Annotated in this window: 19 protein-coding genes; 11 read left to right on the forward strand and 8 right to left on the reverse strand. The window is 65.8% G+C overall.

Going from position 1 to position 21,840, the window contains the following annotated elements; genetic code table 11:
- The first annotated feature begins 167 nt into the window (after positions 1-167).
- The gene (aroG, locus tag FAZ95_RS18475) at positions 168-1,241 is read left to right on the forward strand and encodes a 3-deoxy-7-phosphoheptulonate synthase AroG (protein WP_137333768.1); all 1,074 of its coding nucleotides are present in this window, start codon (positions 168-170) and stop codon (positions 1,239-1,241) included.
- A 31-nt stretch (positions 1,242-1,272) separates the two neighbouring features.
- On the opposite strand, the gene FAZ95_RS18480 is transcribed toward aroG, so the two are convergent.
- On the reverse strand, positions 1,273-1,824 hold the full coding sequence (locus FAZ95_RS18480; protein ID WP_137333769.1) for a cob(I)yrinic acid a,c-diamide adenosyltransferase: 552 nt from the start codon (positions 1,822-1,824) through the stop codon (positions 1,273-1,275).
- Positions 1,825-2,125: 301 nt separating this feature from the next.
- On the opposite strand from FAZ95_RS18480, the gene FAZ95_RS18485 reads away from it, so the two are divergent.
- From FAZ95_RS18485 to proC, 6 genes are all read left to right on the forward strand, one after another.
- Entirely contained in the window at positions 2,126-3,541 is a 1,416-nt protein-coding gene (locus FAZ95_RS18485) for an FAD-binding oxidoreductase (RefSeq protein ID WP_137333770.1), read from the forward strand.
- A 70-nt stretch (positions 3,542-3,611) separates the two neighbouring features.
- Positions 3,612-5,120 (forward strand): FAD-linked oxidase C-terminal domain-containing protein, encoded by a 1,509-nt coding sequence (locus FAZ95_RS18490; protein ID WP_137333771.1) that lies wholly within the window; start codon positions 3,612-3,614, stop codon positions 5,118-5,120.
- 262 nt (positions 5,121-5,382) lie between these two features.
- Entirely contained in the window at positions 5,383-6,471 is a 1,089-nt protein-coding gene (gene glcE / locus FAZ95_RS18495; RefSeq protein ID WP_137333772.1) for a glycolate oxidase subunit GlcE, read from the forward strand.
- 8 nt (positions 6,472-6,479) lie between these two features.
- Positions 6,480-7,706: a glycolate oxidase subunit GlcF gene (gene glcF / locus FAZ95_RS18500; RefSeq protein ID WP_137333773.1), complete on the forward strand. Its 1,227-nt coding sequence runs from the start codon at positions 6,480-6,482 to the stop codon at positions 7,704-7,706.
- Between the two features lie 101 nt (positions 7,707-7,807).
- Positions 7,808-8,506, forward strand: coding sequence for a YggS family pyridoxal phosphate-dependent enzyme (locus FAZ95_RS18505; protein WP_137333774.1), 699 nt, complete (start codon positions 7,808-7,810; stop codon positions 8,504-8,506).
- Positions 8,507-8,575: 69 nt separating this feature from the next.
- Positions 8,576-9,388 (forward strand): pyrroline-5-carboxylate reductase, encoded by an 813-nt coding sequence (gene proC / locus FAZ95_RS18510; protein WP_137333775.1) that lies wholly within the window; start codon positions 8,576-8,578, stop codon positions 9,386-9,388.
- A gap of 5 nt (positions 9,389-9,393) precedes the next feature.
- Here the strand turns inward: proC and ubiA are convergent, their stop codons facing one another.
- The 7 genes from ubiA to recG form a co-directional block, all read right to left on the reverse strand.
- Positions 9,394-10,257: a 4-hydroxybenzoate octaprenyltransferase gene (gene ubiA, locus FAZ95_RS18515; protein WP_137333776.1), complete on the reverse strand. Its 864-nt coding sequence runs from the start codon at positions 10,255-10,257 to the stop codon at positions 9,394-9,396.
- Positions 10,258-10,383: 126 nt separating this feature from the next.
- Positions 10,384-10,875: a Dps family protein gene (locus FAZ95_RS18520; RefSeq protein WP_137333777.1), complete on the reverse strand. Its 492-nt coding sequence runs from the start codon at positions 10,873-10,875 to the stop codon at positions 10,384-10,386.
- A gap of 135 nt (positions 10,876-11,010) precedes the next feature.
- The gene (locus tag FAZ95_RS39385; RefSeq protein WP_175425641.1) at positions 11,011-11,172 is read right to left on the reverse strand and encodes a hypothetical protein; all 162 of its coding nucleotides are present in this window, start codon (positions 11,170-11,172) and stop codon (positions 11,011-11,013) included.
- A gap of 76 nt (positions 11,173-11,248) precedes the next feature.
- Complete coding sequence (locus tag FAZ95_RS18525) at positions 11,249-12,703, reverse strand: catalase (protein WP_137333778.1); 1,455 nt, start codon at positions 12,701-12,703, stop codon at positions 11,249-11,251.
- Positions 12,704-12,764: 61 nt separating this feature from the next.
- On the reverse strand, positions 12,765-12,917 hold the full coding sequence (locus tag FAZ95_RS39390) for a hypothetical protein (protein ID WP_175425642.1): 153 nt from the start codon (positions 12,915-12,917) through the stop codon (positions 12,765-12,767).
- Between the two features lie 148 nt (positions 12,918-13,065).
- Positions 13,066-14,025 carry a hydrogen peroxide-inducible genes activator gene (locus FAZ95_RS18530; protein ID WP_137333779.1) on the reverse strand — a complete coding sequence of 320 codons (960 nt, stop codon included), beginning with the start codon at positions 14,023-14,025 and terminating at the stop codon, positions 13,066-13,068.
- Positions 14,026-14,156: 131 nt separating this feature from the next.
- Positions 14,157-16,430 (reverse strand): ATP-dependent DNA helicase RecG, encoded by a 2,274-nt coding sequence (gene recG, locus FAZ95_RS18535; protein WP_437437711.1) that lies wholly within the window; start codon positions 16,428-16,430, stop codon positions 14,157-14,159.
- A gap of 216 nt (positions 16,431-16,646) precedes the next feature.
- On the opposite strand from recG, the gene queA reads away from it, so the two are divergent.
- The 4 genes from queA (at position 16,647) to secD (ending at position 21,840) form a co-directional block, all read left to right on the forward strand.
- The gene (gene queA / locus FAZ95_RS18540; protein ID WP_137333781.1) at positions 16,647-17,702 is read left to right on the forward strand and encodes a tRNA preQ1(34) S-adenosylmethionine ribosyltransferase-isomerase QueA; all 1,056 of its coding nucleotides are present in this window, start codon (positions 16,647-16,649) and stop codon (positions 17,700-17,702) included.
- A 155-nt stretch (positions 17,703-17,857) separates the two neighbouring features.
- Positions 17,858-19,078, forward strand: a complete 1,221-nt coding sequence (gene tgt / locus FAZ95_RS18545; protein WP_137333782.1) for a tRNA guanosine(34) transglycosylase Tgt — start codon at positions 17,858-17,860, stop codon at positions 19,076-19,078.
- 281 nt (positions 19,079-19,359) lie between these two features.
- Positions 19,360-19,686, forward strand: a complete 327-nt coding sequence (yajC, locus tag FAZ95_RS18550) for a preprotein translocase subunit YajC (protein WP_137333783.1) — start codon at positions 19,360-19,362, stop codon at positions 19,684-19,686.
- Between the two features lie 108 nt (positions 19,687-19,794).
- A complete protein-coding gene (gene secD, locus FAZ95_RS18555; protein ID WP_137333784.1) occupies positions 19,795-21,840 on the forward strand; it encodes a protein translocase subunit SecD in 2,046 nt (681 codons plus the stop codon).

A 21,840-nucleotide genomic window follows, 5' to 3' on the forward strand; every position in this document is an offset into this window, starting at 1 on the left:
AACCGCCAGCGAGTCTGGCGGTTTTTTTTCGCCCCGTGACTTGGCCTCGATCGACGACTCGTTTAACCGCTACGAATTTTTGAACGCTTTTTGAATACCGTCCGCTTCGGCATCGCTTTCCCAGAAACGCGTGCTTCGAGCGAACCACACCGCAATGGAGAGTCAGAATGCCCCCGCACAATACCGATGACGTCCGAATTCGAGAACTGAAAGAACTCACGCCGCCCGCGCACCTGATCCGCGAGTTCCCGTGCACGGAACCGATGTCCGACCTGATCTTCAATGCCCGCCGGTCGATGCACCGCATCCTGCATGGCATGGAAGACCGCCTGATCGTCATCATCGGGCCGTGCTCGATCCATGACACGAAAGCGGCGATGGAATACGCCGGACGGCTCGTCGAAGAGCGCAAGCGCTTCGCCGGCGAGCTCGAAATCGTGATGCGCGTGTACTTCGAAAAGCCGCGCACGACGGTGGGCTGGAAGGGCCTCATCAACGACCCGTACCTCGACAACAGCTTCAAGATCAACGACGGCCTGCGCACGGCGCGCGAGCTGCTCGTCAACATCAACGAGCTTGGGCTGCCGGCCGGCACCGAATACCTCGACATGATCAGCCCGCAATACATCGCCGATCTGATCTCGTGGGGCGCGATCGGTGCGCGCACCACGGAATCGCAAGTGCACCGCGAGCTGGCCTCGGGTCTCTCCTGCCCGGTCGGCTTCAAGAACGGCACCGACGGCAACGTGAAGATCGCGGTCGACGCGATCAAGGCCGCATCGCAGCCGCACCATTTCCTGTCGGTGACGAAGGGCGGGCACTCGGCGATCGTGTCGACGGCCGGCAACGAGGACTGCCACATCATCCTGCGCGGCGGCAAGGTGCCGAACTACGATGCGGCGAGCGTCGATGCGGCCTGCACCGACATCAGCAAGGCCGGCCTCGCCGCGCGCCTGATGATCGACGCGAGCCACGCGAACAGCTCGAAGAAGCACGAGAACCAGATCCCGGTGTGCGCCGATATCGGCCGCCAGATCGCCTCGGGCGACGAGCGGATCGTCGGCGTGATGATCGAGTCGCATCTCGTGGCGGGCCGGCAGGACCTCAAGGAAGGCTGCGAGCTGACCTACGGCCAGAGCATCACCGACGCGTGCATCGACTGGGACGCCAGCATTGGCGTGCTCGAAGGGCTCGCGCAAAGCGTCAGGCAGCGGCGCGTCGCGCGCGGCAGCGGGAATTGATGACCTGATCGATCGAGCTTATTGAGGGAAATTAGCGGCCGCGATCGTGCTGCCACAGCACGTCGCTGCCGCCGTCGGCCCGATTGAGCACGCGCGCCAGCACGAACAGCAGGTCGGACAAACGATTCACATAGCGCCGCGGCGCTTCGTTGACCGCCTGCGTCTCGCCCAGCGCCACGATCGAGCGCTCCGCGCGGCGGCACACCGTCCGGCAAACATGCGCAAGCGCCGCCGAGCGCGAGCCGCCCGGCAGAATGAATTCCTCGAGCGGCGGCAGATCCGCGTTGCACTGTGCAAGCCATCCGTCGAGCTGCGCCAGATGCGCGTCCGTGATCATCGTGTGACCGGGAATGCACAGCTCGCCGCCCAAATCGAACAAATCGTGTTGAATCGCCGTCAGCATGTCGCGCACGTCGGCAGGGAGCGGCTCGCATAGCAGCACGCCGATGTGCGAGTTCAACTCGTCGGCGTCGCCCATCGCGGCGATGCGGGCGTCGTCCTTGCGGACGCGGCTGCCGTCGCCGAGACCGGTGGTGCCGTCGTCGCCCGTGCGGGTGGCGATTTTGCTCAAACGGTGACCCATTTCGGCTCCTTATCGATGGCGGGATGCCCTTGATCCGCGGCGCCGGCCAGGCCGCCGCATAGCGGCCACCATTATAGGTTCTCGGGATATCTCGGGGGCCGGGTCCGGCGAAGACGTTCAGCGTAGAATGGACCGTCTCACATGCAAGCGCCGGTTCCCAGTATTTGCCGCTCTTTTTACCGTCTCTTGCCGCTGCGGACCGTCAAGGCCGCGGCCGGAGACTCGCCAAGGCCCGCAGAGGTCCGCGCGCTGCAAACCCTCTTCGCCATAACACGCCGCACCCCGCTGCCTGGAGACATCCGTGAATCATCCCGCGCCGCCGGCCTCCGTTCGCCGCCCCGTCCCCGCTGAATTGCTCGAGGCGCTGAAAGCCGCCTTCGGCGAGCGCGTCTCGACTTCGGATGCCGTGCGCGCGCATCACGGCCGCGACGAATCGCCGTTCGATCCGCAATTACCCGACGCCGTCGTCTTCGCCCGCTCCACCGAGGACGTGCAGACCGCCGTGAAGCTCTGCGGCCAATACAACGTGCCGATCATTCCGTACGGCAACGGCTCGTCGCTCGAAGGGCATCTCCTCGCGGTCGAAGGGGGCGTGTCGATCGACTTGTCCGAGATGAACCAGGTGCTGTCGATCGCCGCCGAAGACCTCACCGCCACCGTCCAGGCAGGCGTCTCTCGCAAGGCGCTCAACGAGGCGCTGCGCGACACCGGCCTGTTCTTCCCGATCGACCCGGGCGCGGATGCGAGCATCGGCGGGATGTCGGCAACGCGCGCGTCCGGCACCAACGCCGTGCGCTACGGCACGATGCGCGAGAACGTGCTCGGCCTGACCGTCGTGCTCGCCGACGGCCGCATCGTCAAGACCGGCACGCGCGCACGCAAATCGTCGGCGGGCTACGACCTGACGCGGCTTTTCGTCGGCTCGGAAGGCACGCTCGGCGTCATCACCGAAATCACCGTGCGCATCTATCCGCAGCCGGAGGCGGTGTCGGCGGCGGTCTGCACGTTCCCGTCGATGGGCGCAGCGGTGAAGAGCGTCATCGAAACGATCCAGCTCGGCGTGCCGATCGCGCGCGTCGAGTTCGTCGATTCGCTCGCGATCCGCGCGATCAATCGTCATTCGAACCTCACGCTGCCCGAGTCGCCGACGCTCTTCTTCGAATTCCACGGCACCGAGGCCGGCGTCAAGGAGCAGGCGGAAACGGTCCAGCAGATCACCGCCGACAACGCGGGCAGCGGCTTCGAATGGGCCACTCGGCCGGAAGACCGCAGCCGCCTGTGGAACGCCCGGCACAGCGCCTATTTCGCGATGCTGCAGTTGAAGCCGGGCTGCCGCGCGGTCACGACCGACGTCTGCGTGCCGATTTCGCGGCTCGCAGAATGCGTGGTCGAAACCGAGCAGGACCTGAAGGGCTCGCCGCTGCCGTGCCCGATCGTCGGCCACGTCGGCGACGGCAATTTCCACGTCGCGATGCTGATCGACCCGGCCAAGCCCGAGGAATTCGAGGAAGCCGAGCGGCTGAACCGCCGCATCGTCGAACGCGCGCTGCGCATGGACGGCACCTGCACGGGCGAGCATGGCGTCGGGTTGCACAAGATGGGCTTTCTGATCGACGAGCACGGCGCCGACGCGATCGACGCGATGCGCGCCATCAAGCACGCGCTCGACCCGCGCAACCTGATGAACCCGGGTAAGATTTTTTCTTATACGGCATAGTGTCGGGGCCGGCGGACGCATCTGCGAAAGCCGCCGGCCAACGACACCCTGCGACCTAGCGGGAGGAGATATGAACCACCCAGCAGAGCTGGCGGCCATCGAGCTATCACCCGAAGCGCTCGCCGAGCGCCAGCGCGAAGTCGTGCAGGCGCTGATGGCCGTGCTGCCCGCGCATTGCCTGCTGTATCGCGAAGAAGACACCACGCCCTATGAGTGCGACGGCCTCGCTGCGTACCGGCGGCTGCCGCTCGCGGTCACGCTGCCGGAAACCGAAGCGCAGGTGCAGCGCATCGTGCAGATCTGCCGGCGCCTTGGCGTGCCGATCGTGCCGCGCGGCGCGGGTACCGGGCTCTCGGGCGGCGCGATGCCGATCAAGAACGGCATCGTGCTGTCGCTCGCCCGCTTCAAGAAGATCGTCGAAGTCGATTCCTACGCGCGCACCGCGATCGTCCAGCCGGGCGTGCGCAATCTCGCGATCTCCGAAGCCGCCGCGCCCTACGGCCTGTACTACGCGCCCGATCCGTCTTCGCAAATCGCTTGCACGATCGGCGGCAACGTCGCCGAAAACTCCGGCGGCGTGCACTGCCTGAAGTACGGCCTGACCGTGCACAACGTGCTGCGCGTGCGCGCTGTCACCATGGAAGGCGACATCGTCGAATTCGGTTCGCTCGCGCCCGATTCGCCGGGGCTCGACCTGCTCGCCGTCATGATCGGCAGCGAGGGGATGTTCGCCATCGTCACCGAAGTCACGGTCAAGCTGATTCCGAAGCCGCAGACCGCGCAAGTCGTCATGGCGAGCTTCGACGACGTCGTCAAAGGCGGCGATGCGGTCGCCGGCATCATCGCGTCGGGCATCATCCCCGCCGGGCTCGAAATGATGGACAAGCCCGCGACGCGCGCCGTCGAGGAGTTCGTTGGCGCCGGCTACGATCTCGACGCCGCGGCGATCCTGCTCTGCGAATCGGACGGCACACCCGAGGAAGTGGCCGAGGAAATCGTCCGCATGACGGCCGTGCTGCGCGAGCATGGCGCGACGCGCATCCAGATCTCGCGCTCGGAAGCGGAGCGGCTCAAGTTCTGGTCGGGCCGCAAGAACGCGTTTCCGGCCGCCGGACGCATCTCGCCCGACTACTACTGCATGGACGGCACCGTGCCCCGCCGCAGCATCGGGCCGCTCCTCGCGCGCATCGAGGAGATGGAGCGCAAGTACCGCCTGCGCTGCATGAACGTGTTCCATGCGGGCGACGGCAACATGCATCCGCTCATCCTCTTCAACGGCAACGATCTCGACGAATGGCACCGCGCAGAGGCGTTCGGCTCCGATATCCTCGAGACCTGTGTCGAGCTGGGCGGGACGGTGACGGGCGAGCACGGTGTCGGCATCGAAAAGATCAATTCGATGTGCGTGCAGTTCTCGCCGGAAGAGCGGGACGCGTTCTTTGCCGTCAAGCACGCGTTCGATCCGCTCGGGCTCCTCAATCCCGACAAGGGCATTCCGACCCGCTCGCGCTGCGCCGAGTACGGGAAGATGCACGTGCGCGGCGGGCTGCTGCCGCATGCGGAGTTGCCGCGGTTTTGAGCGGCGCGGCGCCCCATTAGCCGCGCGGCGCGCTATTGCTTGCGGCTTGCGCGGCGCCGGCGGACTTTCCGTCCTCCGGCGCCATCGAGATGCGCCAACGGCCAATCCGCTTGTGGCAAGCCCAAGGCTTACGCCCCCAATAAACCGCCGCGCCACAACACGGATTTACCCGGCCCGGGAGGCTCCGGCTTGCTTGCCCCGAGTCGCCCGGTACAATCGACCCCATATCTGACCTGACTGATTAGAAAACAAGCGGAGTGCCATGGAAGAGGACGACATCGTCGCCGGCTGGTCGGAACGCATCCGCTCGGCCTCGGCCGACGGGCGGCCGCTGCGCATTCGCGGCGGCGGCACGAAAGACTGGTACGGTCAGGCACTCGAGGGCGAGATCCTCGACACCCGCGCGTACCGCGGCATCCTCTCGTACGATCCCGCCGAACTCGTGATCACGGCGCGCTGCGGCACGCCGCTTGCGGAAATCGAAGCGGCGCTCGCCGAACACAACCAGATGCTCGCGTTCGAGCCGCCCCACTTCGGCCGCGCCGCCACCTTCGGCGGCTGCATCGCGGCGGGCATCGCCGGGCCGCGGCGCGTCGCGGCTGGAGCGGCGCGCGACTTCGTGCTCGGCGTCGTGCTGATGAACGGCCAAGGCGAGACGCTGCATTTCGGCGGCCAAGTGGTGAAGAACGTCGCCGGCTATGACGTCTCGCGTCTCATGGCAGGGTCGCTCGGCACGCTCGGGCTGATCCTGGAGCTGTCGGTGAAGGTGTTGCCGCGCCCCGCGTCCGAAGCCACGATCAAATTCGACATGAACGGCACCGATGCCGTGCGCAAGCTCAACGAATGGGGCGGCAGGCCGCTGCCGATCACCGCGAGCGCCTGGCGCAACGGCACGCTCGTCGTGCGGCTCGCCGGCGCGGAAAGCGCGGTGAAGGCGGCGCGCACCTCGCTCGGCGGCGAGGTGGTCGATGCGGTCGAGGCCGAGCGCTTCTGGGAGGGCTTGCGCGAGCAAACCGATCCGTTCTTCTCGGCGATTCCGCCCAAGGCCGCGCTGTGGCGGCTCGGGCTGCCTTCGATCACCGAGCCGCTGCAACTGCCGGGTGCGCAGCTCGTCGAATGGGGCGGCGCGCAGCGCTGGTGGATCACCGATACCGATGCGCAGACCGTGCGCATGAGCGCCAAACAAGCCGGCGGCCACGCGACGATCTTCCGTACCGGCCACGGCTACGACCGCAGCGCGGGCGTCTTCACGCCGCTGCCCGCGCCGTTGATGAAAATCCATCGCGGCCTGAAGGCCGCCTTCGATCCGGCCCGCGTGTTCAATCGCGGCCGTCTCTACTCCGATTTCTGAGCGACGCGATGCAGACCAATCTCGCGGACTTCATCCGAAACACGCCCGACGGCGAAGAGGCCGACGCGATCCTGCGCAAGTGCGTGCACTGCGGTTTCTGCACGGCCACCTGCCCGACTTATCAACTGCTCGGCGACGAGCTCGACGGCCCGCGCGGGCGCATCTATCTGATCAAGCAGATGGTCGAGGGAGCGCCCGTCACGCGCAGCACGCAATTGCATCTGGACCGCTGCCTCACGTGCCGGAGCTGCGAGTCGACGTGCCCGTCGGGCGTGCAATACGGGCGCCTCGTCGAGATCGGCCGCAAGCATGTCGAAGCGCAAGTGCCGCGCCCCGCCAGTCAGCGGATACTTCGGCGGTTCCTCGCGAGCTTCGTGCCGAACAGCGCGCTCTTTTCGCCCGCCATGCGGATCGGGCAGCACGTGCGGCCGCTCCTGCCGCGCAAGCTGCGCGACAAGGTGCCGGCCCGCCAGCGTCAGCTCGAATGGCCGAGCACGACGCACAATCGCAAGATGCTGCTGTTGGCCGGCTGCGTGCAGCCGTCGATGCTCCCCAACATCAACATCGCGACGGCGCGCGTGTTCGACGCGCTCGGCATCGAACTCGTCGTCGCGCCCGACGCCGGCTGCTGCGGCGCGATCCGCCTGCACCTCGGCTACCACGACGAAGCGCTCGACGACATCCGCCGCAATATCGACGCGTGGTGGCCGTATGTCGAAGGCGGCGCCGAAGCGATCGTGATGAATGCCTCGGGCTGCGGCGCGACGGTGAAGGAGTATGGGCACCTGTTGCGGCACGATCCGAACTACGCGGAAAAGGCGGCGCGTATTTCCGAGCTGACGCTCGACGTCGCCGAGATCCTTCCGAACTTCGAAGCCGAACTTGCCGCGCTCACGCGCCGCCGCGCCGTGCACACGGTCGCGTTTCATCCGCCGTGCACGCTGCAGCACGGGCAGCAGATTCGCGGCAAGGTCGAGCACCTGCTGAACTCGCTCGGCATCGAAGTGCGGCTGCCGGCCGACAGTCATCTCTGCTGCGGCTCGGCGGGCACCTATTCGCTCACGCAGCCGGCGCTGTCCTACAAGCTGCGCGACCAGAAGCTCGATAGCTTGTACGCGCTCGAACCGCAGATGATCGTCTCGGCGAACGTCGGCTGCATTTCGCATCTGCAAAGCGGCACGTCGGTGCCGGTCGCGCACTGGATTCAGCTCGTCGAGCATTTGCTGTTCGGCTGAAACTGCAGTCGCATCGGCGCGAAGGCTAGGCCGGCGCTTTGAGGCAGCGTCCGTATAATTCGAGACATCGCCCCATCCGCCGCTTTTCGATCCGTTTTCCCATGTCCGATCTCGCTCACAACCTCGACTCGGTGCATCGGCGCATCGAGCGCGCCGCGCAGTCCGCCGGGCGCGACCCTGCAACGATTGCGCTGCTCGCCGTCTCGAAGACGTTCCCCGCCGACGCTGTCCGCGAAGCGCATGCCGCAGGCCAGCGCGCGTTCGGCGAAAACTACGTGCAAGAGTCGATCGCGAAGATCGAAACGCTCGCCGATTTGCGCGCCGAGCTCGAGTGGCATTTCATCGGCCCGCTGCAATCGAACAAGACCAAGCCCGTGGCCCAGCATTTCGACTGGGTGCATTCGGTCGATCGCCTGAAGATCGCGCAGCGGCTGGCCGAGCAGCGCCCCGACGGCCTGCCGCCGCTCAACGTGTGCCTGCAGGTGAACATCAGCGGCGAGGACACGAAGAGCGGCGTCGCGCCCGCCGAGGTGCCGTCCGTCGCGCGCGAAATTGCCGCGCTGCCGAAGCTGCGTCTGCGCGGCCTGATGTCGATTCCCGAACCGGCGGACGACGCCGAAGCGCAACGCGCGCCGCATCGGGCGCTGCGCGAATTGTTCGAGCGTCTGCGCGCCGAGGGGCTCGAGCTCGACACGCTGTCGATGGGCATGTCCAGCGATCTCGAAGCGGCGGTGCTCGAAGGCGCGACGATCGTGCGCGTCGGCACGGCGATCTTCGGCGCACGGCAGTACGCGCAATGAACACGCGTTGAGCGCGGCCGGCGCATCGCCCGGACTCCTCTATTGACTCCCTTACCTCGCACATCAATCATGAAAATTGCATTCATCGGCGGCGGCAACATGGCTGCGGCCTTGATCGGTGGTCTTATCAAGCGCGGCGTTGCGCCGCTCGACCTGTACGCGATCGACGTCAGCGAAGAAGCGCGCGCGCGAACTGCCCAGCAGTTCGGCGTCAAGACCGGCGCCGCGGCGGACGCCGCACTCGCCGGCTACGATGCGATCGTGCTGGCGGTCAAGCCACAAGTGCTGAAAAGCGTGAGCGAAACGCTCGCGCCGCATCTGTCGACACAACTCGTCATCAGCATCGCTGCCGGCATTCGCGCCGCCGACCTGTCGCGCTGGCTCGGCGGCTATACGCGCATCGTGCGGACGATGCCGAACACGCCGGCACTCGTCGGCATGGGCGTGACGGGGCTCGCGGCATTGGCCGAAGTCGACGCAGCGGGCCGCTCGCTCGCCTCGCACGTGCTTGGCGCGGTCGGCGAAACGGTCTGGTTCGACGACGAATCGAAGATCGATGCCGTCACCGCGATCTCCGGCAGCGGGCCGGCCTACGTGTTCTATTTCATCGAAGCGCTGCAAGAAGCGGCGCGGCAGCTCGGCATGGACGAGGCGCAAGGCCGCGCGCTCGCTGTCGCGACGTTCACCGGCGCGGCGCAATTGGCCGCGCAGTCGGGCGAACCGGCTAGCGTGCTGCGCGAGCGCGTGACGTCGAAAGGCGGCACGACGGCCGCGGCACTGGCGTCATTCGACGCGCAGGGCGTCAAGGATGCGATCGTGCGCGGCGTGCTGGCCGCCGACGCGCGTGCGAAAGAAATGGGAGACGAGCTCGGCAAGCAGTGATTGCCTCAGAGCCCCGCCACGGCGTAATGCGCGGCAATCCCGACGAACAACGCCCCGCCTAGCCAGTTGTTGTGCCGGAACGCCGCGAAGCAAGGCATCCGCTCGCGGCCGCGAATCAGCGTGTAGTGGTAGATCGCGCAGCCGGCCGCCGCCGCCCAGCCCAGCCAATACAGCACGCCGAAGCCGAGCGCGATGCCGATCCACACGTAGATGCCGAGCGTCACCGCGTAGCAGAGCATGATCGCGAGCACGTCGAAGCGGCCGAACGTGAGCGCCGACGTGCGGATACCGATCTTGATGTCGTCGTCGCGATCGACCATCGCGTACTCGGTGTCATACGCCACCGACCAGAACACGTTCGCGAGCAGCATCACCCACGCGAGCATCGGCACGTGGTCCTGCACGGCGGCGAACGCCATCGGAATGCCGAAGCCGAACGCGATGCCGAGATACGCCTGCGGGATCGCGAAGAACCGCTTCGTGAACGGATACGAGCCCGCGACGAACAGCGCCGCCACCGACAGCTCCTTCGTCAGCGTGTTGAGCGGAAGAATCAGCAGGAACGCGACGATCGACAGCCCCACCGCGATCGCCACCGCCTCCCACGCCCGGATCTTGCCCGACGTGATCGGACGATTCTCGGTGCGCTTCACGTGCCGGTCGAAATCGCGGTCGGCGTAATCGTTGATCGCGCAGCCCGCCGAGCGCATCAGCACCGTGCCGAGCGCGAAGATCACCAGGAGCGACAGCGACGGACGCCCGTTCGACGCAATCCACAGCGCGTTGAGCGTGGGCCAGAGCAGGAGCAGGCTGCCGATCGGCTTGTCCATGCGGACAAGGCGCAGATAGAGAGGGAGTCGGGCGAACATGGGCGGGCGAGTGAAAGCAATCCCGATATTTTAGAGCCGAAATGAAAAGGGCCTTCCGAATCCATGCGGAAGGCCCCTCTTGTACTACAGGCTAGCGACGGCGAACGCGCTTGCCGGCGACACCCCTCAAGCCAGCATCGCGCGCAGCATCCACGCGGTCTTTTCATGCGTCTGCATGCGTTGCGTCAGCAAGTCGGCGGTCGGCTCGTCGTTGGCCGCTTCGGTTGCCGGGAAGATTTCGCGCGCCGTGCGCGCCACCGCTTCCTGACCTTCCACGAGCTGGCGGATCATCTCTTCCGCAGCCGGCACACCGTCCGCCTCGGGAATCGACGACAGCTTCGCGAACTCCTTGTAGCTGCCCGGCGCCACGACGCCCAGCGCGCGGATGCGCTCCGCGATCGCGTCGACGGCGAGCGCGAGCTCGTTGTACTGCGTCTCGAACATCAGATGCAGCGTGTTGAACATCGGACCCGTCACGTTCCAATGGAAGTTGTGGGTCTTCAAATAAAGCGTGTACGTATCGGCGAGCAGACGCGAGAGGCCGTCCGCAATTTTCTTGCGATCTTTGTCGCTGATGCCGATGTTGATTTGCGGTGCTGCAGTGCTTTTCTTCGCCATGACGACTCCGTGAGCAGTGTGGTTCTACCGGCTGGAACGATGCGCCCGCAACCAATCAGGCGATCGTTCAAACGCCCGACAGTGTAGCGTAGAACGATGAGGCAACGCGTGCAGCGTGCCACGCCGCGCGCAGGTTCATTGGCCAAGCGCCAACTGCAGCCCATGCGCGACGATCACGGCGAAGCCGCTGCCGACGATCGCGAGCCCGATCGCCTTTTGAGCGAGTGCGATGCCGTTCTTGCGCGTTGCGGGTTGCGCAAACAACGCATCGCCGATATGCAACATCACCTGGGTCATGATCGTTTCTCCTTGAACTTCACCGTTTCCTGAAGGGAACACGCGACGTGATGCGCGTTCCCTTCGTCCTCTGTGCTTACTTCGCCTTCGCCGCCTTCTGCTTCTCAATCGCGGCGATCACGCCTTCCGCGTACGCCGGATCGGCTTGGCGGAAATGCTCGATCTGACGCGCGACGATGTCTTCCGGCACGCCGTCGATGTGACGCGCGATGTTCGCGAACAGACGCTCGCGCTGGCCCGCATCGAACAGCCGGAAGAGCGCGCCCGGCTGGCTGTAGTAGTCGGCGTCCTCGCGGTGGTCGTAGCGGTCGACCACGCCCGCCGCGAGCGGCGGCTCGGCCGCGTTGCGATCCTGCGTGAAGTCGCCGAAACGGTTCGGCTCGTAGTTCACCGTGCCGCCCAGGTTGCCGTCCGTGCGCATCGCGCCGTCACGATGGAACGAGTGATGGAACGGGCACTTCGGCGCATTCACCGGAATCTGGTGATGGTTCACGCCCAAGCGATAGCGATGCGCGTCGCCATACGAGAACAGACGCCCTTGCAGCAGGCGGTCCGGCGAGAAGCCGATGCCCGGCACGACGTTGGCCGGCGTGAACGCCGCCTGCTCGACGTCCGCGAAGTAGTTCTGCGCATTGCGGTTCAGCTCGATCACCCCGACGTCGATCAGCGGGTAATCCTTGTGCGGCCAGATTTTCGTGATGTCGAACGGGTTGTACGGCACCTTCGCCGCATCGGCTTCCGGCATCACCTGAATACGGAATGCCCACTTCGGGAAGTTCTGCTTGTCGATGTTCTCGATCAGGTCGCGCTGCGCGCTTTCACGGTCGCCCGCGATCACTTGGGCGGCTTCGGCGTCGCTGTAGTTCTCGATGCCGTTCAGCGACTTGAAGTGAAACTTCACCCAGAAGCGCTCGTTGTTCGCGCTGATGAACGAATACGTGTGCGAGCCGAAACCGTGCTGCTGGCGATAGTTCTTCGGAATCCCGCGATCGCTCATCAGGATCGTGACCTGGTGCAGCGACTCCGGATGACGCGCCCAGAAGTCCCACGCCGCCACGTTGCTGCGCAGGTTCGTGTACGGGTCGCGTTTCTGCGTGTGAATGAAGTCCGGGAACTTGAGCGGATCGCGGATGAAGAACACCGGCGTGTTGTTGCCGACCACGTCCCAGTTGCCTTCTTCCGTATAGAACTTGATCGAGAAGCCGCGCACGTCGCGCTCGGCGTCGGCGGCGCCGCGCTCGCCCGCGACCGTCGAGAAGCGGATGAAGAGCGGCGTTTCCTTGCCGGCTTGCGAGAACAGTTTCGCCTTCGTATAGCGCGAGATGTCGTGCGTGACTTTGAGCGTGCCGAATGCGCCCGAGCCCTTCGCATGAACACGGCGCTCGGGAATCACTTCACGGTCGAAATGCGCGAGCTTCTCGAGCAGCCACACGTCTTGCAGAGCGATCGGGCCGCGCGGACCCGCGGTGATCGAATTCTGGTTGTCGGCGACGGGTGCGCCTGCTGCAGTGGTGAGAGTACGGTCAGACATCCGGAGCTCCTAATGGGCGGTTTTATGGGGAGGGGGAGAGCAGTGGGCCGGGATGCGCGGCTTACGCCGACAGCGCGCGATCGACCAGATGCGAGAAGGCCACAGTGCGCGCTCCGCGGAACATCGAGGCAGCCTGGCTAGCGGTGCTGGCTTGCTGAGGCGTGGCCGCAGGCTGGGCCGGGTTCGTCGTGAGCGGGACAAAGGGCTGATTCATGACTTCCTCCATGGGTATGGGATGCGAGATCCATGGAGCAAAGTCTACCGACGCCTATTGAACGATGAAATTTGATTAATTATATCTATTCAATAGGCCGAAGCTAAATGCGGCTCGTCGCCGCACTTTCGAGATAGCGGCGGCCGCCTCAGTTGAGGGCGACCGGCATGTCGAGCTTGCTGACCCCCGGCAGTTCGCACGAGGTGATCGCCTCGCTGATCGCCTCGATGGCCGGCATCCGCGTAAAGCTCTTGCGCCAGGCGAGCACGACACGGCGGTCCGGCACCGGCTCTTCGAACGGCACGTAGCTCAGCAGCCCCGCGTCCACGCCCGGCGCATGCGGCTTCACCTCGAGCACCGACATGCGCGGCAGCACGGTAATGCCGACGCCGCTCGCCACCATGTGCCGGATCGTCTCCAGCGACGACCCTTCGAACGTCTTCTGAATCCCGTCGGCGTTCTGCGAAAAGCGCATCAGCTCGGGGCAGACGCCCAGCACGTGATCGCGGAAGCAATGCCCGCTGCCGAGCAGCAGCATCGTCTCCTGCTTCAGATCGCCGGCGTCGATTTTCTTGCGCGACTCCCACGCGTGCCCCGACGGCAGCGCTACGACAAACGGCTCGTCGTACAGCGGACGCACCATCAACCCGGTTTCGGGAAACGGCAGCGCCATGATCGCCACGTCGATCTCGCCCTGCTTGAGCAGCTCGATCAGCTTGAGCGTGTAGTTCTCCTGCAGCATCAGCGGCATCTGCGGGACGTTCTTGATCATCTGCTTGACCAGGGTGGGCAGCAGATAGGGCCCGATCGTGTAGATCACGCCGAGCCGCAGCGGGCCAACGAGCGGGTCCTTGCCCTGCTTGGCGATTTCCTTGATCGCGAGCGTCTGCTCGAGCACGCGCTGCGCCTGCGTGACGATCTGCTCGCCGATCGGGGTCACGCTGACTTCGCTCGTGCCGCGCTCGAAAATTTGCACGTTGAGCTCGTCTTCGAGCTTCTTGATGGCGACCGACAGCGTCGGCTGGCTGACGAAGCACGCCTCGGCCGCGCGCCCGAAGTGGCGCTCCCGGGCCACTGCGACGATGTATTTCAGTTCTGTGAGCGTCATTGAGGGACCAATCAAGGTATTGGAGTCGATAGATTTAAGTTATACACCGATGCGGGCGATTCGCCAACCTTCAAAGGTCCCTATCACGTCGTCCTGTGCCATCCGGCCGAAAAAAGCGCTCGCCGCCGGCGCTACGCCTTCAGGTACTGCTCGCGCGCGCCAAGCCAGCGGGCGAGATGCTGCGTGACGACATCGGGATACTCGGCAAGGAGCCGTGTGGCCGCCTCGCGCGCGGGTTCGATCAGCCAGCCGTCCTGCTGCAGATCGGCGAAGCGCAGCATCGCCTCGCCTGACTGCCGCGAACCCAGGAATTCGCCCGGACCGCGGATTTCGAGGTCGCGGCGCGCGATTTCGAAGCCGTCGGTGGTTTCGCGCATGGTCTGCAGGCGCGCGCGCCCCGCCAGCGAGAGCGGCCCGCTATAGAGCAGCACGCACGCCGAAGCCGTGCTCCCGCGCCCCACCCGGCCGCGCAGCTGGTGCAATTGCGCGAGGCCGAAGCGCTCTGCGTGCTCGATCACCATCAGCGAGGCGTTCGGCACGTCGACGCCGACTTCGATCACTGTCGTCGCGACGAGCAACTGCACGTCGTTGCGCGAGAAGGCGTCCATCACGGCGGCCTTCTCGGCGGGCGCGAGCCGTCCGTGCACGAGGCCGACGCGCAGCTCCGGCAGCGCGGCGGCCAAGGTCTCGAACGTTTCCACGGCGGTCTGGAGCTGCAGCGTCTCGCTTTCCTCGATCAGCGGACAGACCCAATAGACCTGCCGCCCGGTCAGCGCCGCCTCGCGCACGCGGCCGATCACCTCGTCGCGGCGCGCGTCGGAAACGAGCTTCGTCACGATCGGCGTGCGGCCGGGCGGGAGTTCGTCGATCGTCGAGACGTCGAGGTCCGCGTAGTAGGTCATCGCGAGCGTGCGCGGGATCGGCGTCGCTGACATCATCAGCTGATGCGGCTGAAAGCTGGCCGCGCCGTCGGCGGCGTTGTGCGCCTTCGCGCGCAGCGCGAGACGTTGCGCGACGCCGAAGCGGTGCTGTTCGTCGACGATCACGAAGCCGAGCCGCGCGAACTCGACCGCATCCTGGATGATCGCGTGCGTGCCGATCACGAGCTGCGCCGCGCCGGACGCCGCCGCTTCGAGCGCTGCGCGTTTTTCCTTCGCCTTCAAGCTGCCCGCGAGCCACGCGACCGTCACGCCGAGCGGTTCGAGCCAGCCGCGCAGCTTGCGCGCGTGCTGCTCGGCGAGGATTTCGGTCGGCGCCATCAACGCCGCCTGGTAGCCCGCGTCGATGGCCTGCGCGGCGGCGAGCGCCGCGACGACGGTCTTGCCGGCGCCGACGTCGCCTTGCAAGAGGCGCTGCATCGGATGCGGCTGGGTCAAATCGGCCGCGATCTCGGCGCCGACCCGCTGCTGCGCGCGCGTCAAGGCGAACGGCAGCGCACGCGAGAGACGCGCCGTCAGCGATTCGGGGTCGTGCTGCGCGCGCTGCGGCATGACGGGCGCCGAGCGCGTGCGGCGCTCTTCGTGTGCGCGCTTGAGCGAAAGCTGTTGCGCGAGCAGCTCCTCGAACTTGATTCGCGACCACGCCGGATGGGTGCCGTCGATCAGCGCGGTTTCGTCCGCATCGGCGCTCGGGTGGTGCAGCGTGCGGACCGCCTGCATCAGCGGCGGCAGATTCAGCGGGCGGAAATACGCGTCGGCGATCGGCGGCGGCACGAGCTCAGGCAACGTCGTGCGCGAGAGCGCGTTGTCGATCGCCTTGCGCAGATAGGCCTGGGAAACCCCTGCCGTGCTCGGGTACACGGGCGTGAGCGCCTGCGGCAGCGGCGTGTCCGCGTCGACGGGACGCACCGCCGGATGAACCATCTCGATGCCGAAGAACCCGCCGCGCACGTCGCCGCGCACGCGCAGACGCGTGCCCACCGCCATCTGCTTGACCTGCGAGCCGTAGAAATTCAGAAAGCGCAGCGTGAGTTCTTCGTCCGCTTCGTCGCGCAGCTTGACGACGAGCTGGCGGCGCGGACGGTAGGCGATCTCGTTGTCGACGACGACGCCTTCGGTCTGCGCCGTCTCGCCCGGCAGCAGCTCGCCGATCGGCGTGAGCGAAGTTTCGTCCTCGTAGCGCATCGGCAGATGCAGCACGAGGTCGATGTCGCGTTTCAGGCCGAGTTTGGCGAGCTTGTCGGCGGTTTTGGGGAGCTTGGCGGGGGCGTCGTCTTTTTCTTGCTGACTCTGGCCCGCCGCGGCCCGTTTGGAAGCCCCTTTGGAAGCCCCTTTAGCGCTGGCCCGAGCCGGCTTCGCGGCAGCGGCTTGCGCGAGCGGCGCCCCGGTTTCGGCCTCGCTCGCCGCCCCTGCCCGCTCCGCGCGCCGCTTCGGCTTCACGGGCGCGTCGTCGTCGGAGTCGGGCATTCGGCGTTCGGACAAGGGCATGAGTCTCTTCGCAAGTACAATAGCGGCTTTAACAGGGTTGGCGGATCGGCGGGCAAGCCGGCATGTGCATCATCGAGGCGGATGACCCGTTTTTGACGTCCAGGCGCACCGCCTGACAAACCACGCCATCATAGCGGCCGCATCGGCCGCCTGACCACCGTATGGCGCCTTCCCGCAGCAAACCAGTGCAGCAGCATGTTCACCCTTTCCGATTTCGATTTTAATCTGCCGCCCGAGCTGATCGCGCAGACGGCGCTCAAGGAGCGCAGCGCGAGCCGCCTGCTCGAAGTGGACAGCACGGGCGAGCCCGCGCGCCTCGTCGACCGCCAGTTTTCCGAATTGCCCGAGTGCGTCGCAGCGGGCGACCTGCTCGTCTTCAACGATACCAAGGTGCTGAAGGCGCGCTTCCTCGGCCAAAAGGCAAGCGGGGGCCGGATCGAGGTGCTGATCGAGCGCCTGACCGGCGAGCGCACCGCGCTCGCGCAAATCCGCGCGAGCAAGAGTCCGGCTGCGGGCACGATGCTGCGCTTGGCCGATGCGTTCGACGTGACCGTCGGCGAGCGCGTCGATCCGTTCTACACGCTGCACTTTCCCGACGACTGCCTCACGCTGATCGAGCAATACGGGCGGCTGCCGCTGCCGCCCTATATCGAGCACGACCCCGACGCAACGGACGAAACGCGCTACCAGACGGTCTTCGCGCAGAACCCCGGCGCCGTTGCCGCGCCGACCGCGGGCCTGCATTTCGACGATGCGCTGTTCGCCCGGCTCGACGCGCGCGGTGTCGAGCGCGCGACGCTCACGCTGCACGTCGGCGCGGGCACGTTCCAGCCGGTGCGCGTCGAGAACCTCGCCGAGCACAAGATGCACAGCGAGTGGTACCAGCTGCCGCAGACGCTCGTCGACAAGATCGCCGCCACGCGCGCGCGCGGCGGCCGCGTGATCGCGGTCGGCACGACGTCGATGCGCGCGCTCGAAGCCGCGGCGCGCGACGCCGAAGCGCAAGGCCGCGCGCTCGCCGCCACGTCCGCCGAGACCGATATCTTCATCACGCCGGGCTATCGTTTCCGCGTGGTCGACCGGCTCGTGACGAATTTCCATTTGCCGAAGTCGACCTTGCTGATGCTCGTTTCTGCGTTCGCGGGTGTCGAGACGATCCGCAGCGCGTATCGGCACGCGATCGAGGCGCGCTATCGCTTCTTCAGCTATGGCGACGCGATGCTGCTCACGCGGCGGGAAGATCGCGCGTAACATCCGCGCTTGATCGCCGTTTTTCCCCGTTTCAATTGCCGCCAGGCCACGCCTGGCGGCGTTCATCAATGCGCCGAACTGTGTCGATCAGAGTTAGCGCTTCAGCGCTTACTCTGATCCCATGCAGCGCATTTCGGTGGCACAGGAGCCCAAGCATGACCGACGGTCATACTCACGATAGCAACGCGTGCTGCGACGCTCACGCGTCGACCAGCACGCAAGTCCCGCACGAAGCCCCTGAAAACGGCCTCAAATTCGACCTTCTCACGACCGATGGCCAAGCGCGCCGCGGCCGCCTCACGCTGAACCACGGCGTCGTCGAGACGCCGATCTTCATGCCGGTCGGCACCTATGGCACGGTGAAAGCGATCCAGCCGCGCGAGCTCGAAGAAATCCGCGCGCAGATCATCCTCGGCAATACGTTCCACCTCTGGCTGCGCCCCGGCCTCGACACGATCGCCGCGCACGGCGGCCTGCACGGCTTCATGGGCTGGAAGCGGCCGATCCTCACCGATTCGGGCGGCTTCCAGGTCTTCTCGCTCGGCGACCTGCGCAAGATCACCGAAGACGGCGTGACGTTCGCGTCGCCGATCAACGGCGACAAGCTGTTCCTGTCGCCGGAAGTGTCGATGCAGATCCAGAAGGTGCTGAACTCGGACATCGTGATGCAATTCGACGAATGCACGCCGTACGCGGTGAACGGCGTGCCGACGACGCGCGACGAAGCGGGCGATTCGATGCGCATGTCGATGCGCTGGGCGAAGCGCTCGATCGACGAATTCAATCGCCTCGGCAACCCGAACGCGCTCTTCGGCATCGTCCAGGGCGGCATGTTCGAAGACCTGCGCGACGAATCGCTCGCCGGGCTCTCCGAAATCGGCTTCCACGGCCTCGCGGTGGGCGGTCTTTCCGTCGGCGAGCCGAAGGAAGACATGATGCGCATCTTGAACCACATCGGCCCGAAGCTCCCCGCCGACAAGCCGCACTACCTGATGGGCGTCGGCACGCCGGAAGACCTCGTCACGGGCGTGTCGGCCGGCATCGACATGTTCGACTGCGTCATGCCCACTCGCAACGCCCGCAACGGTTGGCTCTTCACGCGCTTCGGCGACATCAAGATCCGCAACGCAACGCATAAGAATTCGCTGCGTCCGCTCGACGAAACCTGCGGCTGTTACACATGCCGCAACTTCACGCGCGGGTATCTGCACCACCTGCACCGCGTCGGCGAAATTCTCGGGGCGCAGTTGAACACGATCCACAACTTGCACTATTACTTGGAATTGATGGGGGAAATCCGCGCAGCGATCGAGACCCATACGTTCGACGCGTTCAAGAAGCGCTTTGCCGAGGAGCGCGCAAGAGGCGTCGACTAGATCTCCCGGCTAGATCTCATGTCGCCGCCCGATTGCGCCCGATTGCGCGGACGAAGCCGAGTGCCACACGCCTGTATCCGCTTCGCCCCTACAATCGGCCTACACCCCGTTTGTGGGGGACGGCCATCCGGCAGTTGGCAAATCGCTCGAAATCCCCCCGGATCACGCGATAAAAGCTTGATCCCAAAGCCGATTTGCCCTACCGTCGCGAGCCGGGGCCGGTACCGGCGGTGGTAGAATACCCGGCTAACCTTTTTGATCGTCATAACGGAGAGACCAACGTGTCGTTCATTTCCAGTGCGTTCGCGCAGGGCGCAGGCGGCGGCGCCGAATCGAGCTTGATGAGCTTCTTGCCCTTGATCCTGATGTTCGCGGTGCTGTACTTCATCATGATCCGCCCGCAAATGAAGCGTCAGAAGGATCATCGCAACATGCTCGCGGCCATGGCGAAGGGCGATGAAGTCGTCACCAACGGCGGCATCGTCGGCAAGGTGACGAAGGTCGGCGAAGCGTACGTCGGCGTCGAGATCGCGGAAGGCACGGAAATCACCGTGCAGAAGGCTTCGGTCACGACGATTCTCCCGAAAGGCACGATCAAGTCGCTGTAAGGCCACTCTCTTGCGTCCGGCCCGGCCTAGCCAGGTCGAATCCCCCTCAGCCCGCGCACAGCGCCGGACGCAACGCTTTCAAGCCAACTTTCCCGTTCGGCCCATCCCATGAATCGTTACCCCCTCTGGAAATATGTCGTGATGGCCGTGGCGCTTGCCATCGGTCTTCTCTACACATTGCCCAATTTCTACGGCGAAGCGCCGGCGGTGCAGGTGCTGAGCGGCAAGGCGACCATCCGCCTCGATTCGTCGACGCTCACCGAAGTGGAAGCGGCGCTTGCCGCCGACAACATCAAGCCTGACGACATCACGTTCGACAACTCGCAGACCAACGCGAACATCCGCGTGCGCGTGAAGGACACCGACACGCAATTGCGCGTGAAGGACCTGCTGCAAAAAGCGCTGAACCCCGATCCGACCGATCCGCAGTTCATCGTCGCACTGAATCTGCAAAGCGCGTCGCCGCGCTGGCTGACCGCGATCCACGCGCTGCCGATGTACCTCGGCCTCGATTTGCGCGGCGGCGTTCACTTCCTGATGCAAGTCGACATGGCGGGCGCGCTGAACAAGCGCCTCGACTCCGACGCGTCGGATGCGCGCACCTTCCTGCGCGACAAGAACATCCGCGACGGCGGCGTCAATCGCGTCGGCCAGTCGGTGGTCATCAATTTCGCCGACCAGAACGTCGCCGATACCGCCCGCCAGCAGCTCTCCACGAACATCAGCGAGCTCCAGTGGGCAACCCAGCCCGCTCCGGGCGGCGGCTTCCAGGTCGTCGGCACGTTCACGCCGGCCGAGCAAAAGGCCGCAGAGGACGCGGCGGTCAAGCAGAACATCACGACGCTGCACAACCGGGTCAACGAACTCGGCGTGTCGGAGCCGGTGATCCAGCAGCAAGGCGCCGACCGCATCGTCGTCGAGCTGCCGGGCGTGCAAGACACCGCGAAGGCGAAGGACATCATCGGCCGCACGGCGACGCTCGAAGCGCGCCTCGCCGACCCGGTCAACACCTACCTCACGAACCCGAACGATCCGGTGCCCCCGGGCGACGAAGCGTTCAAGGAAGCCAACGGCCTGACGGTGCTGCTGCGCAAGCAAGTGATCTTCACCGGCGACAGCATCATCGACGCGTCGGCCGGCTTCGACGAGCACAACCGTCCGTCGGTCAACATCCGCCTCAACTCGGCGGGCGGCCGCGCGGTGCGCTCGGTCTCGCGCGACAACATCGGCAAGCCGATGGCGATGGTGCTGTTCGAAAAGGGCAAGGGCCAGGTGCTGACGGTCGCGACGATCCAGTCGGAGCTCGGCGACCGCTTCCAGATCACGGGCCAGCCGACGGCGCAATCGGCCGCCGACCTCGCGCTGCTGCTGCGCGCCGGTTCGCTCGCCGCGCCGATGGACATCATCGAGGAACGCACGATCGGCCCGAGCCTCGGCGCCGACAACATCCACAAGGGCTTCGATTCGGTCGTCTACGGCTTTGCCGCGATCGCCGTCTTCATGACCGCGTACTACATGCTGTTCGGCCTGGTGTCGGTGATCGGGCTGTCGGTGAACCTGCTGCTGCTGGTCGCGATCCTCTCGCTGATGCAGGCCACGCTGACGCTGCCGGGCATTGCCGCTATCGCGCTCGCGCTCGGCATGGCGATCGACGCGAACGTGCTGATCAACGAGCGCGTGCGCGAAGAACTGCGCAACGGCGCGTCGCCGCAGCTCGCGATCCAGAACGGCTACGCGCACGCCTGGGCGACGATTCTCGACTCGAACGTGACGACGCTGATCGCCGGTCTCGCGCTGCTTGCGTTCGGCTCCGGACCGGTGCGCGGCTTCGCGATCGTGCACTGCATCGGCATTCTGACGTCGATGTTCTCGGCGGTGTTCTTCTCGCGCGGTCTCGTGAACCTCTGGTACGGCGGCAAGAAGAAGCTGAAGACGCTCGCGATCGGCCAGGTGTGGAAGCCGGCCACCGTCGAAGCCGGTGCCTATCTGGGTGCGGACAGCGCAGTCGATAGCGCCACCGACACCGGCCGCGCCGTGAAGGCGGCGAGCAAGCCGTCGGCGGCCCCGGCACGCGCGGGCAAGCCGGCGTTGCGCCGCCGTTCGCAACCGGGCCAACCCAACGTTTCGCCCAAGAAGCCGGATTCGTCCCGCTGA

This window comes from Trinickia violacea, assembly GCF_005280735.1.
GTDB classification, from domain to species: domain Bacteria; phylum Pseudomonadota; class Gammaproteobacteria; order Burkholderiales; family Burkholderiaceae; genus Trinickia_A; species Trinickia_A violacea.

What these genes read in the sequence shown, in the direction of transcription:
- FAZ95_RS18480 (WP_137333769.1), bottom strand. Translation starts at nt 1,824, where the DNA reads ATGGGTCACCGTTTGAGCAAAATCGCCACCCGCACGGGCGACGACGGC.
- tgt (WP_137333782.1), top strand. Translation starts at nt 17,858, where the DNA reads ATGACCGACGGTCATACTCACGATAGCAACGCGTGCTGCGACGCTCAC.
- aroG (WP_137333768.1), top strand. Translation starts at nt 168, where the DNA reads ATGCCCCCGCACAATACCGATGACGTCCGAATTCGAGAACTGAAAGAA.
- FAZ95_RS18530 (WP_137333779.1), bottom strand. Translation starts at nt 14,025, where the DNA reads ATGACGCTCACAGAACTGAAATACATCGTCGCAGTGGCCCGGGAGCGC.
- proC (WP_137333775.1), top strand. Translation starts at nt 8,576, where the DNA reads ATGAAAATTGCATTCATCGGCGGCGGCAACATGGCTGCGGCCTTGATC.
- queA (WP_137333781.1), top strand. Translation starts at nt 16,647, where the DNA reads ATGTTCACCCTTTCCGATTTCGATTTTAATCTGCCGCCCGAGCTGATC.
- FAZ95_RS18520 (WP_137333777.1), bottom strand. Translation starts at nt 10,875, where the DNA reads ATGGCGAAGAAAAGCACTGCAGCACCGCAAATCAACATCGGCATCAGC.
- FAZ95_RS18525 (WP_137333778.1), bottom strand. Translation starts at nt 12,703, where the DNA reads ATGTCTGACCGTACTCTCACCACTGCAGCAGGCGCACCCGTCGCCGAC.
- FAZ95_RS18490 (WP_137333771.1), top strand. Translation starts at nt 3,612, where the DNA reads ATGAACCACCCAGCAGAGCTGGCGGCCATCGAGCTATCACCCGAAGCG.
- glcF (WP_137333773.1), top strand. Translation starts at nt 6,480, where the DNA reads ATGCAGACCAATCTCGCGGACTTCATCCGAAACACGCCCGACGGCGAA.
- glcE (WP_137333772.1), top strand. Translation starts at nt 5,383, where the DNA reads ATGGAAGAGGACGACATCGTCGCCGGCTGGTCGGAACGCATCCGCTCG.
- FAZ95_RS18505 (WP_137333774.1), top strand. Translation starts at nt 7,808, where the DNA reads ATGTCCGATCTCGCTCACAACCTCGACTCGGTGCATCGGCGCATCGAG.
- secD (WP_137333784.1), top strand. Translation starts at nt 19,795, where the DNA reads ATGAATCGTTACCCCCTCTGGAAATATGTCGTGATGGCCGTGGCGCTT.
- FAZ95_RS39390 (WP_175425642.1), bottom strand. Translation starts at nt 12,917, where the DNA reads ATGAATCAGCCCTTTGTCCCGCTCACGACGAACCCGGCCCAGCCTGCG.
- recG (WP_437437711.1), bottom strand. Translation starts at nt 16,430, where the DNA reads ATGCCCGACTCCGACGACGACGCGCCCGTGAAGCCGAAGCGGCGCGCG.
- ubiA (WP_137333776.1), bottom strand. Translation starts at nt 10,257, where the DNA reads ATGTTCGCCCGACTCCCTCTCTATCTGCGCCTTGTCCGCATGGACAAG.
- FAZ95_RS39385 (WP_175425641.1), bottom strand. Translation starts at nt 11,172, where the DNA reads ATGACCCAGGTGATGTTGCATATCGGCGATGCGTTGTTTGCGCAACCC.